Annotated in this window: 16 protein-coding genes; 4 read left to right on the forward strand and 12 right to left on the reverse strand. The window is 39.6% G+C overall.

Annotated elements, in window-relative coordinates; translation table 11 throughout:
• From H5202_RS09180 to H5202_RS09205, 6 genes are all read right to left on the reverse strand, one after another.
• A partial coding sequence (locus H5202_RS09180) for an oxidoreductase (RefSeq protein WP_443019392.1) occupies positions 1-182 on the reverse strand: 182 nt, incomplete at its 3' end.
• Positions 183-195: 13 nt separating this feature from the next.
• Positions 196-582, reverse strand: a complete 387-nt coding sequence (gene gloA, locus H5202_RS09185) for a lactoylglutathione lyase (protein ID WP_182771808.1) — start codon at positions 580-582, stop codon at positions 196-198.
• Positions 583-1,341: 759 nt separating this feature from the next.
• On the reverse strand, positions 1,342-2,172 hold the full coding sequence (locus tag H5202_RS09190) for an EAL domain-containing protein (protein ID WP_182771809.1): 831 nt from the start codon (positions 2,170-2,172) through the stop codon (positions 1,342-1,344).
• A gap of 509 nt (positions 2,173-2,681) precedes the next feature.
• Positions 2,682-3,389: an SDR family oxidoreductase gene (locus H5202_RS09195; protein ID WP_182771810.1), complete on the reverse strand. Its 708-nt coding sequence runs from the start codon at positions 3,387-3,389 to the stop codon at positions 2,682-2,684.
• A 274-nt stretch (positions 3,390-3,663) separates the two neighbouring features.
• A complete protein-coding gene (locus H5202_RS09200; RefSeq protein ID WP_182771811.1) occupies positions 3,664-4,116 on the reverse strand; it encodes a DUF302 domain-containing protein in 453 nt (150 codons plus the stop codon).
• A 228-nt stretch (positions 4,117-4,344) separates the two neighbouring features.
• Positions 4,345-4,665, reverse strand: a complete 321-nt coding sequence (locus H5202_RS09205; protein WP_182771812.1) for a heavy metal-binding domain-containing protein — start codon at positions 4,663-4,665, stop codon at positions 4,345-4,347.
• A 610-nt stretch (positions 4,666-5,275) separates the two neighbouring features.
• On the opposite strand from H5202_RS09205, the gene H5202_RS09210 reads away from it, so the two are divergent.
• On the forward strand, positions 5,276-6,172 hold the full coding sequence (locus H5202_RS09210) for a CLCA_X family protein (RefSeq protein ID WP_182771813.1): 897 nt from the start codon (positions 5,276-5,278) through the stop codon (positions 6,170-6,172).
• A 500-nt stretch (positions 6,173-6,672) separates the two neighbouring features.
• On the opposite strand, the gene H5202_RS09215 is transcribed toward H5202_RS09210, so the two are convergent.
• The 4 genes from H5202_RS09215 to H5202_RS09230 all read right to left on the reverse strand — a co-directional run bounded on the left by H5202_RS09215 (position 6,673) and on the right by H5202_RS09230 (position 12,461).
• Positions 6,673-7,968 carry a Xaa-Pro dipeptidase gene (locus tag H5202_RS09215; RefSeq protein ID WP_182771814.1) on the reverse strand — a complete coding sequence of 432 codons (1,296 nt, stop codon included), beginning with the start codon at positions 7,966-7,968 and terminating at the stop codon, positions 6,673-6,675.
• Positions 7,969-8,295: 327 nt separating this feature from the next.
• Positions 8,296-11,178: a DEAD/DEAH box helicase family protein gene (locus tag H5202_RS09220; protein WP_182771815.1), complete on the reverse strand. Its 2,883-nt coding sequence runs from the start codon at positions 11,176-11,178 to the stop codon at positions 8,296-8,298.
• Between the two features lie 10 nt (positions 11,179-11,188).
• Entirely contained in the window at positions 11,189-11,779 is a 591-nt protein-coding gene (locus H5202_RS09225) for a class I SAM-dependent methyltransferase (RefSeq protein ID WP_182771816.1), read from the reverse strand.
• 91 nt (positions 11,780-11,870) lie between these two features.
• Positions 11,871-12,461: a hypothetical protein gene (locus tag H5202_RS09230; RefSeq protein WP_182771817.1), complete on the reverse strand. Its 591-nt coding sequence runs from the start codon at positions 12,459-12,461 to the stop codon at positions 11,871-11,873.
• A 433-nt stretch (positions 12,462-12,894) separates the two neighbouring features.
• On the opposite strand from H5202_RS09230, the gene H5202_RS09235 reads away from it, so the two are divergent.
• Positions 12,895-13,917: a DUF4382 domain-containing protein gene (locus tag H5202_RS09235; RefSeq protein WP_182771818.1), complete on the forward strand. Its 1,023-nt coding sequence runs from the start codon at positions 12,895-12,897 to the stop codon at positions 13,915-13,917.
• A gap of 165 nt (positions 13,918-14,082) precedes the next feature.
• On the opposite strand, the gene H5202_RS09240 is transcribed toward H5202_RS09235, so the two are convergent.
• Together H5202_RS09240 and H5202_RS09245 are read right to left on the reverse strand one after the other, a co-directional pair.
• Positions 14,083-14,436: a YkgJ family cysteine cluster protein gene (locus tag H5202_RS09240; RefSeq protein ID WP_182771819.1), complete on the reverse strand. Its 354-nt coding sequence runs from the start codon at positions 14,434-14,436 to the stop codon at positions 14,083-14,085.
• A gap of 229 nt (positions 14,437-14,665) precedes the next feature.
• Positions 14,666-15,346 carry an Hpt domain-containing protein gene (locus H5202_RS09245; RefSeq protein WP_182771820.1) on the reverse strand — a complete coding sequence of 227 codons (681 nt, stop codon included), beginning with the start codon at positions 15,344-15,346 and terminating at the stop codon, positions 14,666-14,668.
• A gap of 238 nt (positions 15,347-15,584) precedes the next feature.
• Between H5202_RS09245 and H5202_RS09250 the strand changes: the two genes are divergently transcribed.
• On the forward strand, positions 15,585-15,992 hold the full coding sequence (locus H5202_RS09250; protein ID WP_182771821.1) for a response regulator: 408 nt from the start codon (positions 15,585-15,587) through the stop codon (positions 15,990-15,992).
• A 3-nt stretch (positions 15,993-15,995) separates the two neighbouring features.
• A partial coding sequence (locus tag H5202_RS09255; protein WP_182771822.1) for a GAF domain-containing protein occupies positions 15,996-16,625 on the forward strand: 630 nt, incomplete at its 3' end.

Genomic DNA, 16,625 nt, shown 5'->3' on the forward strand with positions numbered 1-16,625 from the left:
ATCTGGGTGCCTTCACTCACAATAAGGCCCGCTGATGCGCGTTGAGCATAATATTCAGCCATCATATCGTTGGCTACATTACCTGGCTGAGTGGCGCGCGAGCGCGTCATTGGCGGCATAACAATACGATTTTTTAAAGAAAGTTTACCGAGTTGTATTTGTTGAAATAGTGCATTGTTCATTCTGTATTCCTCTTTACTTGCTAATTTGGATGAGCTCAATTTGGTATCCATCAGGATCGACGATAAAGGCGATGTGGGTTGAGCCACCTTTTACCGGTCCTGGTTCACGGGTGACGTTGCCACCGCGTGCTTTAATGTCATTACAGGCACTATAAATATCCTCTACACCCAGCGCTATATGACCAAAAGCATTGCCACGGTCATACTCATTGGTATCCCAGTTATAGGTTAATTCAATCGTGGTGCAGTCGGTTTGAGTACCATAACCGACAAAGACTAGGGTGTAGCGATACTCTTTGTTTTCGGTTCTTTCTAGCACTTTCATACCCAGCACATGGGTATAAAACTCAATTGATTTCTCTAGGTCAATGACTCTCAACATGGTGTGTAAAAATTTCATAAATCTCTTTTTAAGCGACATATTTTAAACGCATCAGCGAACGTGCCCATTCCCGAATAAACAACCGAATAAACAACCGGATAAATTACACTATAAGGTGTGCGTATTAATGATGAATGATGTTCGATAGAAGCAATATACCGCGAATATGATTAAACATTAAATTATGAAATATTATCTTTTTGATAATTAAACGTTATGAATGGGGGTTTGAAAATTAACTTCCAAGGTTTTTTTGAAAATAATTAACAAATAATTTGCTGGCTATCATGGTGACAATAAATATTGTCATGCAAAGCAAACCGAAAGTTGACAATTTGCCCCTCAAATACAGCTGAAAACGGCCTGAGATCTCTCTGATTTTTGCAAAAAGAGGTACGCTTTATCGTCTAAAGTTTAGATAAGGCACAGATGTATTAACTGTTTTTTAATCATTAAACCATGGTGATAGTGCGTTTTTGTTGTTGCAAAGAGTATTACGCCTATAGCATTAATGACGCAGTGTAGAAATATTTAGGCTCAATAAATATTGGGCAGCAGCATAAAATAAGATTAACCATTGTTGCGATAATCTTTACTGCTATTTCGATGCCGGTCATGTCACAGACTGATAAGTAAGAAATACCACAAGCCATTCAACCTATGCACGAAACATCTAACCCTATTGCCTTTGAACACTTGCGCCATACTCGTGTGGAATACACTCAATGGCATAAATAATAATTTGCATTGAGGTAATGATGAGTCTCGACCTTGAGCTTATATACCCGCACCGTCATTTAAGCTCGGAGTAGGTGGAGTCTTAATCTGACTTTCGCTGCGGTATATCTCATCAAAATCAACTTGTGGTAGGGATTCAAAGCCAGGTTTGGCAAATAAATAACCCTGCATTAACTCAATGCCGCAATCGCGTAACCATAGCATTTCTTCTATTGTCTCTACGCCTTCGGCCAAAGAGATAATATTAAGTTCAGCAAACAAGTTTAAGCAGTTTTTAATAATCGCTTGTCGAGTGTTATCTTGGTCGATATTACGAATAAGATTCATATCAAATTTGATAATGTTGGTTTGAAAATCAGCCAACAGCCCCAAACCAGCATAACCAGAACCAAAATCGTCTAATGCGGTGATAAAACCTGATTGCTTGTAATACTCAACGATACCTTTAACAAACTCTGTATCGCTAATGTTCTCATTTTCTGTAAATTCAAACATGATTCTGTTGGTCGGAAAACCATACTCTTTAGCGGCTTCTAAGGTTGTTCGAATACAGCGCTCAGGTTTATAAATGGCATTTGGAAGAAAGTTAATGCTAAGCATTGAGTCTAGCTTTAGTTTAGCCGCCAGTGCGATGGCTTTAACGCGGCAAAGCTGATCAAAGAGGTAACGATTATCATCATTAACTTGAGCAATAATCGAAAAAGCAGATTCATTATGTAAACCACGAACCAATGCCTCATAGCCAAATATGGTATTGGTTTTACAGTTAATAATTGGCTGAAAAGCCATGGTGAAATCAAAATCAAGGCTGCTTTTATCAACACATTTATTACAAGAAAATCTGTCATAAATTATTGGCTTTGTTTCCATTGTAGCAACCTCAATCAATATAACGCCCACTTAAGCTATGCCGCAACGTAACCTTAGGTTCTGCCTTACCTCGTAATCACTAAAAGCATTACTCGTATCAATGCAGCCTGTTGCAAATCAACATAAAGTGTTTGTTGAAATAAGCCGCTATGCGGCAGGGAAAAGATAAAAAACATCTTAATTGTGTCAATTTCAATTTGGTTAACTGTCGACTTAATTGATGTTGCCAAACCATGTGGCTTAACACTCAAACAGCAAAATAATATCAACGATAAAGACAGTAAAACAACATCTTACCCATTTCAATTTTTAAGGCAAGCCACGCACATACTTCAATACACTTTATCTAATATTTGATAATGAGTCGGTCAATTCGTTGGCTACTGGCTTAATAAAACACATCGTAATAACCATCTTGCGTACTGAAAATATAGCTCCAATGCAACCCAAGGTATAAACCAGTAACCAACATAACGGTTAGTCGTTTGCTGTCCGAATTAACGCGCTGATTAAAACGGCAGTTGCTCACCGTTAACATCATAAAACTGGCCGGTATTATGAATCGATAAATGGTTAATCACTTTGATAATCCCATTCGCGGAATCGTTTACTTTTAGCCGTGCAGAGCTGCCGCCCATATCGGTCTGCACCCAGCCAGGATGAATAGCGACCACCGCGACATTATCATCAACAAGTTCAGTCGCTAAATTGACTGCGAGCATATTAGCTGCGGCTTTAGACATTCGGTAACCATACCAATCGACACCTTGTGCTTTTAATAGCGATCCCTTAGAAGACGAGATAATCGCTATTTTACATAAACGATTTTTATTCAATAGGGACAATAAACAATGGGTTAAAAATAATGGCCCGAGTGCATTCACTTTAAAACACATTTCTGCGTCAGCATAATCGATAGCATGAATGCTGTGATTTGCTTGGTCCAAAAAGCCCGCATTATTAATAATTAAATCGAGACTAATATTCTGCTGACAGAGATTATTTGCTAAGCGGTGGATTGTTTCAGGACATGTGACATCCATTGATTCAATCAATAATTTGTCGGCAAACTGAGCCTTCAACGACATAAGCTCAGTCGTTGTCGCGTCGTCTCTACAGGTCGCTATTACGCTACAACCGTTGATAAGATATTGCTCAGTTAACGCTAAACCAATGCCTCTATTGGCGCCAGTGATTAACACCACTTCACTATTCATTAAAACCTCTCAATCTAGCGTCTATGTTGTATTACTGTTACATGAATTTTTAAAGCATCGATTTAAAATTTAATGTAAAACATTGATTAATAGTTTTTTATTACTGCATCGTCGTGAAGGTGAATCGATTACCTATCCACTATTGAATAGGTAATAGTAATACGAACATATCGGCAGTATTACGATAAAACACCGTGCCTGAGCAATCATAATTATGCTTTGCTTGTTCCTCAGATAATCGATTTACAATTACACGCTGGTGGCTGCTCAACAACTACTTAGCCGTTGCAGCATTACTTAATGTATTGAGGGCGCCAGATATTTTATTAATCACCTCATCGCAGCCTGTAATGCTATGACGCTGTTTAATGTACTGTGGATTGTTATACGACAGCCAAACCTTGTTATCTGCATCCTCGCTAATCAATACCTTTTGTGGCAAGTCAATCGCGACAAGTTGGTTACACAGCATTAATTGGGTGCCAATGTTAGGATTACCGAAAATGATCACTTCAGTTGGCCTCAATGTTAAGTTGACTCCAGCGGCATTTTTTTGATGATCAATCCTGGCAAAAACCGTAAAACCTTTGTCTTTTATGATCGACTCAAACCTATCTGCCGTCTCTTTGGCAGAGTAATGACTTTGTAAAGTAATAAGACTTTCTACCGCAAAGGCATGAGTAGACGTTATCAACATGGCAACGGCTAAGGAAATATATTTAATCATAAAATCACCTATTAGTTATGTTTGCTCTATAAAGACATCTCGGCGTTAAACTCGTGCCAAATTAAGCTTGAAATATCGATCTAAGCACTTGTTAAATAATGATTAATTAATGGTTAAGTACTAATTTAAGTAAATCGATAATTAAATGGATAAGTACAAGTTTAAGCATGTAGTTAAGCATTAGTGCTAAGCGAGCGTAATCAATATTATTTTAGTCTTAGGCATGTATCAGCGCGGGGCTAATTTCACCGCAGTACCAAAAGCCATTATTTCAGACGCGCCTTCCATAATGGCACTTGTTGTAAAGCGGATCCCCACAATCGCATCGGCACCTTTTTCAGCCGCACTGGCAACTAAACGCGCAATTGCAACGTCTCTGGCATCAGTTAGCATTTCGGTATAACCGCGAATTTCGCCACCGACAATGCTTTTAAAACCGGCCATAATATCTCGGCCAATGTGTTTAGATTGAACCACATTACCCGTTACAACGCCGACAATCGCGATAATGTCCCGACCAGGAATGGTTTCAGTCGTGGTATAAATCATAAATCCTCCATGAAAAATCATTCGTAAACCATCGTACTGCTAACAGGCTCAAATAGGAATTCAATTAGTGATACTTAACAGCCCCAAAACGGTTGTTGACGCTTTAAGCGCATCTCGTAAGAAGGAAGTAATAAAAAAGCCGTAATAAATAGAAGTAATGAAGAGACGTGATAAAGGCCAGTAATGTTGAGACGTTATGAAGAGTATTAATGAACAGTCGTACTCTATACGATCCATAAAGTGCTGGTGGACGTAATAGGTCACTTAATGAGTATCGTAATAGGCAACTTAATGGCTCAGTAACATAAACTCGGTGTTTATAGGTCGCTTATTAATTAACCTTTGTAGCCTTTATTTGAATGCGTAATCATTTAAGTGAATAAAGGTTAAAAATTTACCGAAGGTAATACTTTTATTTTTGCATAATACTGAATAATTATTCTTATGGCGTGAGCGCGGCATGAGGTTGAACTATAGCCACTTTTTACGATTAATTGCCTTTTTATAAGGCGGTTTATGGTGTTAAACATGGCATAATTAACCATTACGTTCAGCATTGGTTTTTGTGTAACCATTTTTGGTCATCGCTTTGGTGACAACAGAGGTATGTTTGGCTTCACATCATTCGTTATTAAATCATCAACGTCATTTTGAACGTATCGGGCCAGACTATCGAAATGGCGACTCGGTCAGTTTTCTCGACATCAAACACACTTTTGGTTTGCAGCATATCCGTGTTGGAAAATGGGTAAACCGTGAGGAATCTGCACTTGCGGCTAACCTTATTTTTGACTCATTAGCCGACTTAGCTAATATTTTAGCCGTGCCGCCAGAGTTGATTGGTTTACGCGGTAGCTTACGCTTTGCCTTTGGCCATGGCGGCCAAAAAGGAGTGCAAGCTCATTATGCGCCAGCTTACCGAGAACTGGCATTAGCCAAAAATGCCGGAGCAGGGGCGTTAGCTCATGAATTTTGGCATGCATTTGATCACTATATTGCCGACAAAATGTTTATCGACGACAGTATATTAGACCCGTATTTGTCGTCGCTTGTATTATCAGAGCAAACTACCAATACAACTCGGGCTAACTTAAGTCGTGCTAATTTATTTGCTTGTGCCAGCGACAATTGGCTGGCCGATAAACCCATAATCGCTCACCCGTTGAATAAGAAACTCTCTAGCTTATTTAAAGTGACCTTACTGAGTGCCAACGGCCAAGAGCCACATGACTATGTGCGTCGCTCCATCGCACTCGATAAACAGCAACGCTGCCATTACTTTGCTAAACCTACCGAAATGATGGCGCGCGCCTTTGAATCTTGCATTGAAATGTATTCACAAGATTATGCCAATATATCCAATCCGTACCTGGTTAACAGTACTGTCGACTCGCCATTAGCTAAGTATGGCGCTTATCCCGATGCAGAGCACTGCCGTGAAATATATCAAGCCATGATGGAATATTTTGAACCTTTGGGGTTGGCGTTTGATAAGCAGAATGGATAACAGTAGTCGAGAGTTTAAGGTGCAGCGTTGAGTCGACAATAGGCATAAGTCAAATAACAGCCTTGGGTCGATTGATCATCTTAAGCCGAATAACAGCCTTGAGCTAGTAACAGCCTTTGGGCGAATAACAGCCTTGAGCCAGTAATAACCTTGAACCAGAAATAGCCTTTGGGCAAATAATCATCTTGAGTCAATAAAAACCTAGAGTGAAAAAGCAATCCATAACAAGGTCTTGTTATTACATCCCTACAAGTCATATCAGCTCACTTAGATTATAAAATAATAAAAAAAGGCCAAGCGATTAAGCCAGGCCTTGGTATGTTGTTGCAAGTTCCGTTCTGCGATAAGTCATCAGGACTAGACCGCTAAGTATATTCAAGCTGATAGCAGCCTTAAGATACCAATTTTAGAGACTAATGTTAGAAACTCATTTTAGATACTAATGTTAGATTCTAATGTTAAAAACTCATTTTATATAGCGATAGCCTTTAGCTTATGCTCTAAAGCTGTTTGTATACCACACCGTCTTTCATCACAAAGGTGACGTTTTCCATCAAGCTAATGTTATCCAGCGGATTACCATCGACAGCGATAATATCTGCCATAAATCCTGCTTTAATCTGGCCTAGATTATCTTGTTTTATCAAGGTTGCACTGTTAATTGTTGCGGCCTGCAGCGCTTGAATAGGCGTCATACCAAAGGTCACCATGCGCGAGAACTGCTTACCGTTATCGCCATGAGGATAAATAGCTGCATCGGAACCAAACACCATTTTAGCGCCAGCCTTAACGGCTTTTCTAAAGCTGTCGCGCTGGGCTTGCGACACTTGCTTTTCTTTGTTGATATTGGCTTCTGGTACGCCGTTAGCCGCGCCATAGGCGAGGGTGTATTCAGTGTTGTAAATGTCGCAAGACAAATACGTGCCTGCTTTTATTGCCATCTTAATGGCTTCATCGTCCATAAAACTACAATGTTCAATGCTATCGATACCTGCGCGTATTGCATCTTTAATGCCGCTGGTACCATGAGCATGGGCGGCGATAACAAGGCCGCGCATATGCGCTTCATCTGCAGCAGATTTGAGTTCTTTGTAAGTCATTTGCTGCGCACCAACTTGAGTACCTTTAGAAAATACCCCACCAGTGGCACAGACTTTAATCGCATTGGCACCGTATTTTATGTTTTCACGTACTTTAGTGCGCACTTCCCAAGGGCCGTCGGCAACACCTTGAGCTTTTGCATGAGCTTCTGGTGCGGGGAAGTTATCATCGCAATGCCCGCCAGTGATCCCAATTGCATGGCCCACAGCCCAAATACGGGGCCCAGGAATATCGCCAGCATCTATTCCATCACGAGTGGCAATAACGGAATAACCCGATGCGCCTAAGTCTCGCACTGTGGTAAAACCCGCTAGCAGGGTTTTCTGAGCATTTTTAACCGCTTTAACCGTTTGCCTTGGCACTGAATAATTCATCGACTCTAAAAAGTTATCTTCGGCATCAAAGGATAAATGCACGTGCATATCCATCACACCCGGCACCAGCGTTTTACCCTTAAGGTCAATCAAACTGTAATCGGCTTTATTGGTGATATTTGCCGCAGTGGTAACCTTAATGATTTGATTGTTTGATACGATAATCGCAGCATCGTTAATGCTTTTACCTTTGGCTACGTCGATATACGCATCGGCTAAAATCAGCGTGTCTTGGGCAATCGCTGGAGTCATAAAAGTGGTGCCTAAAATTAGGCTAAGGGCGAGTTTTATCGCATTAATATTGTTGTTTTTTAAAGGCATGACTATTTTAAAATCCTGTGTTGTTATTGTTAGGCGCGGACATTGTTTACTTTGTATCGTACTAGGCACAATCAATTATTTATCAGTTTAATAAGGTGGAAAGTATGCGAGAGGTAAAGGCTAAAACTGATAATTTATATTAACAACGTGTTAAATTTAACCGTAATCATTTTGTGTATCAATTTGTATTAGCGGACAGTAATTGAAGCCAGTTTGGCGGAAAAAACGTATTAGGAAGAGCGTAATAGAGAGGCCGATTAAAAACGCATAAAAAAGCCACTCGCGAGTGACTTTTTAGAAGAGTGCTAAATGGTAGATGTTTATGATTTACACAAAATCAGAGTCATCTAATACCTGCTTTAAGCGTGCAAAGGTGTTCATGGTTTCATTGGCTGGCATGGGTGGATAATCAAGATTATTGGCGTTTAGTTGATATTGGCCATCAGCCAACTTGGTCACTTTTCGCAGTAAATATTGATTGTCTCCTGCTGCATCTTGGATTTCGATTGCCATAATTTGTCCGGTAATCGAACCTGCATTGATGGGGGTAACTCTCTCTAATAACAGTAAATTACCATCACTAATTCGATTTTTACCACCATTCATAGAGTTGCCACTGGCTGGCGCGATAAAGTAGATGGATGGATCTAATCTGCTAAAGTTATCATTCAATTGTCGAGTTTCAAAGTAGTCATCTGTTGCGGTTTTAAAGTGGCCACAGGCAATTTTTAAATCCGGATAAAAGTTAAATGAAGCTAGCGCATCTTTGGTCATAGCAACGACATTATCCTGACTCTTATTAGTCGATTCTACGGTATTCAATTTAGCTTTGCTTAAGCGCTGGCTATAGCGTGCCAACAGTAATTGGCTCAATTCACTCATACTACGAGTGACGGTTTCAATATCTTCAGCAGCAATATCAACATTAGCGTGTAAACAATCATTTTGAACCACAAACCAAGATTGAATATCAGACTTATCCTGTTTACATAAAAACGTAATTGGATTGTCTAACCAATACTTACGCCACTGAGGAGACTGAGCCGTAGCTTGCTGCAAATCGGCTTTAACATCTTGGGTCCACAATTTTGGATAACGTTTAAATACCTGCCAACTTTTGACACATAGCGTGTCAATACTAGGTGATGTGCTTAAGCCGTCTAGTTCGATGAAAGCCTCAAGTAAAATGGCTTTAAAGCATTTACTCATAGTGGCTTTTTCAACGCCTCGACTCAGAAAATGCAAATAGGGCGTTAACGCATGTAGTCGTGGGTCATCATTTTCTTGGTCAATGACCAAGTCGAACCAACTATCATGTTGCTTGGTGAGTTTGCTCCAATTAAAACCACTATGATAAAACTCGGTAGCCGTTGGCCTATGGCCGAGTTCATCTTTTAAACGTTGATAATGGCTATTGGCTTTTGTGTAATCGAGCTTTAATTGCTGCCAAAAATTGATGAGTTCTGGATCAATATTGATAACACAATCAGGATGTAACGTTGGAGCATTAAGTTGTTTCAACGTATCTTTGGCATTCGTTGTTTGTAATAACGCCATTGGACGATTTAAAAAGCTGATGTGATTACCGATAAAATCAATAACAGAGACAAAGGTTTTATGAGTTTCAGGAGATGTCCGTAATCCACGGCCTAACTGTTGTAAAAAGAGAATTTTAGACTCAGTAGGCCGTAAAATTAAGATCGTGTCTATTGAGGGTAAATCAGTCCCTTCATTAAATAAATCAACTGAAAATATTACCTCAATTTGACCAGAGTTTAATTGGCTAAGCGCTTCTCCACGCCTGACTTCAGAGTCACTGTGAACCGATACCGCATTTATGCCATGTGCAGAGAACCAGTTAGCCATAAAATCGGCATGGGCTTTAGAGACACAAAAAGCCAAGGTGCGATGTTGTTTGTGTGTTTGCCAATGACCAAACACATGTTTGGCTCGCTTGACCGTGGCAAATTGGTTTTCAAGAGCTTTAGGATCAAACTTTCCATTGCGCCAAGGTAACTCACGGTAATCAACCGTTTCATCATTGACACCTTGATACTGAAACGGCACCAAAATGCCAGACTCAATTCCGTCAATTATGTTTCGTTCAAATACTAAATTGTTATCACATAAAGATAAAATATCTGCTTGGTCGGTGCGTTCTGGCGTAGCGGTTAAACCGAGTAAAAATTGCGGGGTAAAGTGGTTCAATAATAATTGATAACTCGCCGCGCCAGCATGATGAAACTCATCAACAATGACGTAGTCGAAGTGAGTCTGATCAAGTTTATTAAGGTATTCTGGTTTGCCTAATGTTTGAATTGATGCAAATACAATGTCAGCATCAATGACCTTCGTTTTGGCATTAAAGTGACCCGTTGTACTTTGAGGTAATAAGGTTCTAAATGTCCGTTCTGCTTGAGTTAATATCTCTTCTCTATGAGCAACAAATAGCACTTTTTTTGCATTGAATTGCAGTACATCAAATGCAGCTAACCATGTTTTACCCATGCCTGTAGCTAATACAACTAGCCCTTTTGATTGCATGGCTAAACGTGTTTCAGCTAACGCAATTAATGCTTGTACTTGGGCAGAATTAGGCACTGGTTCTTCAGGCTCTACTTCATGCACGATAGCTAAAGGCGGTTTACACAATTTACGCTTTTGGGCGTAGTCGTTGATAAATACATCACTGAGATCGATTGCCTGCGAATGATTAAAAATCTGCATAAATTGTTCGCGGATAAAAGTAAATTCTTTAGGATCTTGATTCGGCAATAAATCATGGCGTAAGCACCATTCAAATGCGTGTGTGAATGCCGCTTTACTGATGTTATTTGAGCCAATAAAAGCGCTACCAATATCTGTTAGTCCAGCTTGTTGTTGGACGAAAATATAGGTTTTCATATGAAAGCTTTGATTGCTTTTACAGGTAAATATCTTGGTTTTTGCGCCGCGAGATTGCAAAATCATTAAGTGGCGCAATGCGACTGGATCGGTAATAAAAAGATAGTCTGAGGTGACAATTGAAATGTTTACATCGCGTTCTAATGCATCGGATAAAGCATCAAATATTAAATTAAGTCCAGATTGTTGAATAAACGAAACTGATATTTCAATGCTGGTGGCACGGTTAATGGCTTGCATTAGCTTTGGTAAAAAGGGGTCATCCAAACCACCGCTGGTTAATACAGGTCCTTCTGCTAGCTTCATTTTTACATCTCTAGTTGGTGTTTTTGATTAAAATTGCGTTGAGCCATTGTTCACTGTCACGGCCAGGACGAACATCAGTTGTTATCCAAGTGCGTTTAATCTCAAAAGGGGTTTGGCTAAGCCATTGCTCTAATCGTGCTTGGTTGGCATCGGTAAAAAATCGGCCATTATGATTGCGTTCTTGGTCGCCATATTTGAATGAGCAATAAAGTACACCGTTATCGACTAGCGTGTCGGCTAATTTAGTAAAGGTTTTAGATAAATTCGAAGCATCAACATGCAGCAATGACGCACAAGCCCAAATGCCGTCAAATTGCTGTTCAAGCGTATCAATATGCTCAAACGTACAAACATGTACTTTTTGACCTAAATACGTTGTTGCAGCTTTGGCTAATTCAACACTGGCATCAATGGCGGTGACTTTATAGTCCATATGAATGAAAGCTTTGCTGTCACGACCAGAACCACAACCCGCATCTAAAACACGTGCTTTTGCGGGTAATTCGGTTACAAAAGGTTGGTATAATTCACTTACGTCAGCATTCACAGTTGAGTCAAAAAAGTCTTGTGAATTAGTGTCGTAGAATTCGATGGTAGACATAACTAACCTTATGATTTACATGGCTTGATTCTATCTTATGAGCAACAACAGTCTCAAGCATTTAATTTTGTCTAAAGACTATTAATCTAGATTAATAGTCTACCTGCTTTATCACCGCGATTGCCGTTTCATCACGGCCTTTTTTAGACGGGACTCGATGGCCAGTGTCGGCATTGGTTTTCATGGTTTGTATGAACTGATTCATTTGCGGGCCAATGCTGATGTGTATCGGTCGATTTTTACCGTAATAGTACAGACGATCAAATTTCAGGTTTTCACACATCCATAGTGCAACTTGCTGCATATCAATCGGTTGGTCATCGTTGCTGCTCACTAGGGTGAAGTCGCAGGCGGCACCTAAGCGGTCGCAGATGATTTTTTGATTTTGATTGAGCTCGTGTGAGCAATGTTGATCGAGCTTTGGTGCTATATGCGGGTTACGATTTTTAGCTATTTTTCTGACAAGTTCGGGCGAGCAAAAGCCATAAGTTAGACGCAATGGGCCAAATTGGTCGACGATTGGGTCAAGTATTTGGGTAGCCAATAAACTCAGGGCGCGCCAGGTGTCAGGTTGTAATGGCAGGTTTTCAATATTATGTTCGAGCGCAGTTGCACCACAATTAATGAGATCTGCGTAGGTAAAAAAGCGGCTGGCTTTACCGTTGATATTATAGGTAAACAATCAAAATCCGTCGTGTGCATTCATTTGGGGTAACAATACCGCGGATTGCTCAAGCTGGCTAGATGGAACAGTGGGTTGAACGTGAGATTGATTAAATATCATTTAAAATCATATTTTTTGGAGTGAAATAGGTGTTTAATTGTTTGTTAATTTTTTTGTCTATGTAGGCAAGTTTTTTTAATGCTTAGATCTATGCAGACAATACACTTTATTGTTTATAGAGCTTTTTATTTGCAGCGCTATTCATATACAGCACTATTTATATACAGCGCTATATTGTAATGCTGAGCGAACAACACGATAACTGCAAGGAGTCCTTACTAGGTTCTTGAGTATTGATTGTATAAAAACCGATCATGAGTTGTTAGGTGATCAATACTTTATACAGTTGTAAAAAAAACAGTAAAAAAATGCACCATTAATGAGGTTTATTATGAAAAAGCTTAATACGTTACTTGCCGTCTCGATATCGACTTTACTAGTAGCTTGTGGGGGTAGTGACGATAAAACAGACTCTCCTCAAATGGGCGTATTTAGTTTAGGTGTATCAGATAACCCTAGTGATGCCAAAGACGTTACGATCGCTTTTAAACAAGTTGTGTTAAAAAATGACTCGGGGAGTATTTCATTTGATGTGTCAGATGATGGTGCTTTGAAACAAGTAAATTTACTTGAATTTCAAGGGCAAGCCGTTGACACACTTGTGAGCGGGCAAAGTATCCCTGTTGGTGAATACCAAATGTGTATTTATATGCAAAGAAGTGAAACACCGAATGCGGACAGTTCATATGTCATAACCAATGACGATAACTTATTTGGTTTAACGACCAACAGTAATGGTTCATGTGGTGGCGTTGGTGCTACCGATACCGATACTGGTCGACTATTTTTTAATAAGACATTTACGATTGCAGCTGGCACAAATAGTTTTGTTGCTGAATTTGATCTGTCTAGTGGATTACAAGACCCCCATGGTAATAAAGATTACTGGACTTTAAAACCTACGTCGGTGCAGTTACATAACATTTCTGAAGTTGGTGCGATTGAGGGAAGTATTCCTGCCGACGTTATGACTCAATGTGAAGTTGCTGCTGGCGGAAGTGAATTTAGCCATGCGGTTTATTTATATCAAGATACTGCTGCCTTAGAAAATATGACTGATTTTAACATTGATGCAGTGGTTGCCCCAGACGTTGCGCCTATTGCTTCTGCAAGAGTTAACGCTATTTTAGATCAAAATGGTCAAGTGATAGGCCAGGGCTATGAATTTGGTTTTGTGGTCGCGGGTAATTATAGTCTGGGTTACACCTGTGTTGCACAGAACGATGATCCTGATGTAACAAATACGCTTGATGATGTAGAAAGTCCTTTCTTTTTACATGCAGATTTACAAGATGTTGAAGTGACAAATGGTACTGTCGCGAAGGGTGAGTTTGTTAGTTCATCTACTATTTAGTCTTATGTTGGCATTTTCGTGAATGCGAAAATGCCTTTACTTAGTTTAGCCATATGTTGTTTGTTGCAGTTGTATCTGACTCACCGAGTGAGATAACGAATATCTGTAATGGCGAGCTAGGTACCTCAGTACTCTACACCGCTATATTTAATAGCAATTCTATGGCTACACTAACACTTGGCGCGTGTTGGCAATGTAGTGATGGATTTGAGCTTCAGTTTTTGTGTCTATCATTTCATCTGGGCGGCGGTCTTCAGGGCAAGGCATACGCGGCGTTGTGCCAAATAACCTGCAAATTAATGGACGTTCTTCATATACTTCACAGCCATTAGGGCCTAAGTACACACAGTTCCACTCTTTTAATGCTGCTTCATGTTCGGCATCTGTTTTTACCGGTAGACGGGCCATTTCAGCCGATGATGTAGTGACAGGGCCGCAGCAATCGTGACAACCTGGTTTGCATTTAAATGAAGGAATACGCTCGCGCAGCAGGTCGACTATCTCTATGTTGTTTTTCATTAATACCTAACGTTTAAAGAGTTCGCGGACATTATACGGTGATAGTGGGCTGACTAAAAGTTGCCACACTGTTTATTTGGCAGCAACTTATTTAGAAGCCACTTATTTAGAAGCAATGGACCCTTTGTGCAGGATGGTATATTAGTGGAATGACATTTTTTGTTTATTATTTGCTTAGTGGCATCAAAGATAAATCCGCTTTTAATATCAGATAACGGCTAAATGGCTATTACAACTTGTTTGATAATGAAGATAATGCAACAAGCGCATTGTCGAAATCTAACATTTCTACAGCATCATATAGCACTGTTAATTCATGCTTAACCAATAAATTATTAGCCAATATATTTTGCAGAATTAGGATGATATTCACCGCTTCTAGATTGTTATTTTCTAGGTGTTGCTTAAGTTCTGCGAGCATAGCGGTTAGCTCTGCGATTGAGTAATCAACAGTTATGCGTTGTGCTTCAATTTCTTTTTCTGCTAATAAAGCATGGATTTTTGATAGTTCAGCTTGTGTGACTGAGCGTAACTGGGGTACCAGGTCGACACAAAGTATCTCAAATGCATTTGTACTATTTGCATCCTTTAGTTTTATCTCCCAGGCACATAAGGTTTGATAGATTGATGTTAAGCCAGCTGTCCCTGAAGTCCCTTTAAGGGTATGTACAATAATCATCAACTCCTTGGTGTTGTTTTGCAATATCATCTGTTCCAGATTAGTCAGTTGCTGATCCAGATTCGCTTCAAAAACCTTTAGTAAACGCCGATAAAACTTTTCATTACCCCCAAAAGGCTTAAGTAAATTTTCTAGATCCTTATTATCAGATTCTGAGCTAACCTTATTAAGGTTATGTTTATCAATTTCATCAAGGGGCTGCTGATTAACAGCAATTTTAGTAGATTTCATATCAATGACTCTCGGACCACGATAACTTTCTAAATACACTATAACTTTCTAAATACACTATAGGAAAGATAACAGCGGTTTACTGTATTATTGAGTGCTAATGGATGTCCTATCGACATAAAAAGTTAGGATTTATTGTTAATCAATAGCTTAGTTTGCTTCAACAATAATTATAATGCAATATTAGTAGTTCAAATTTGGCATATTTGGGGTTTACACCAATCAAACTGGAGTCGGCATGAAATTAGATAAAATTTTACACGTTGAGGATGATGAGTCGATACGAATCATTGTTGAAATGGCTCTTGTTGATATATGTGGATTTACCTTGTTGGCTTGTGATGGCGGCCAAGAGGCCATTAGCCAAGTAGAGGCTTTCACCCCAGATTTAATATTACTAGATGCCATGATGCCGGGTATGGATGGTATACAAACGCTGAATGAAATTCGTAAAAAACCAAATTGTTTAAACATTCCTGTTGTTTTTATGACCGCGAGGATTCAGGAGTCTGAAAAACAAGAATATTTGGATGTTGGTGCAGTTGCTGTGATTGAAAAACCCTTCGATGCTATGAGTCTTGGTGATAGGTTAGAATCTATTTATCAAGCTAGCTTAATCTCTCAAGAAATCCATAATCAAGAGTAACTTATGCAAACTCCTGTATTCCCTATTTCCGAGACAGAAAGACTTACCGCGCTAAATAATACTGGGCTGTTAGATACGGGGCCAGAGGAACGTTTTGATCGTTTGACTCATTTAGCTCAACTTTGTTTAGGCACTGAAATTGTGCTTATTTCATTGGTTGACTCCAATCGTCAATGGTTTAAGTCGAAACAAGGTTTAGATGCATGTGAGACAAGCAGAGACATTTCATTTTGTGGCCATACTATTTTAGGCGAAAGTATTTTTGAAGTTGCTGATGCTCTGCTTGATAGACGGTTTGCAGACAATCCATTAGTTGTATCTGCGCCATATATCCGATTTTACGCCGGTGTGCCTTTAGTGTGTAATGGTGAAAAAATTGGCACACTTTGCTTTATTGATAGCAAACCTCGCCAATTCACTGATAAAGAACGAAACATCGCATACGGTTTTGCTAAAAGTATTGAACAAGAAATTATTGATAGGTTACAAAATCAAGCACATGAACAATTAGCCGCGAGTGAACTCATGTATCGGTCGGTGCTGGAAGGCACTAGAGTCGGCACTTGGCAGTGGAATGTTCAAACGGGTGATACCGTATTAAACGAACGCTGGGCCGAGATTATTGGTTATACC

It is taken from the genome of Shewanella sp. SG41-4, from assembly GCF_014164505.1.
Taxonomy (GTDB): Bacteria; Pseudomonadota; Gammaproteobacteria; order Enterobacterales; family Shewanellaceae; genus Shewanella.

Bases quoted from the DNA above. Each gene is read 5' to 3' on its own strand.
- H5202_RS09250 (WP_182771821.1), top strand. From the start codon at position 15,585: ATGAAATTAGATAAAATTTTACACGTTGAGGATGATGAGTCGATACGA.
- H5202_RS09235 (WP_182771818.1), top strand. From the start codon at position 12,895: ATGAAAAAGCTTAATACGTTACTTGCCGTCTCGATATCGACTTTACTA.
- H5202_RS09245 (WP_182771820.1), bottom strand. From the start codon at position 15,346: ATGAAATCTACTAAAATTGCTGTTAATCAGCAGCCCCTTGATGAAATT.
- H5202_RS09225 (WP_182771816.1), bottom strand. From the start codon at position 11,779: ATGTCTACCATCGAATTCTACGACACTAATTCACAAGACTTTTTTGAC.
- H5202_RS09215 (WP_182771814.1), bottom strand. From the start codon at position 7,968: ATGCCTTTAAAAAACAACAATATTAATGCGATAAAACTCGCCCTTAGC.
- H5202_RS09195 (WP_182771810.1), bottom strand. From the start codon at position 3,389: ATGAATAGTGAAGTGGTGTTAATCACTGGCGCCAATAGAGGCATTGGT.
- gloA (WP_182771808.1), bottom strand. From the start codon at position 582: ATGAAATTTTTACACACCATGTTGAGAGTCATTGACCTAGAGAAATCA.
- H5202_RS09205 (WP_182771812.1), bottom strand. From the start codon at position 4,665: ATGATTTATACCACGACTGAAACCATTCCTGGTCGGGACATTATCGCG.
- H5202_RS09190 (WP_182771809.1), bottom strand. From the start codon at position 2,172: ATGGAAACAAAGCCAATAATTTATGACAGATTTTCTTGTAATAAATGT.
- H5202_RS09240 (WP_182771819.1), bottom strand. From the start codon at position 14,436: ATGAAAAACAACATAGAGATAGTCGACCTGCTGCGCGAGCGTATTCCT.
- H5202_RS09200 (WP_182771811.1), bottom strand. From the start codon at position 4,116: ATGATTAAATATATTTCCTTAGCCGTTGCCATGTTGATAACGTCTACT.
- H5202_RS09220 (WP_182771815.1), bottom strand. From the start codon at position 11,178: ATGAAGCTAGCAGAAGGACCTGTATTAACCAGCGGTGGTTTGGATGAC.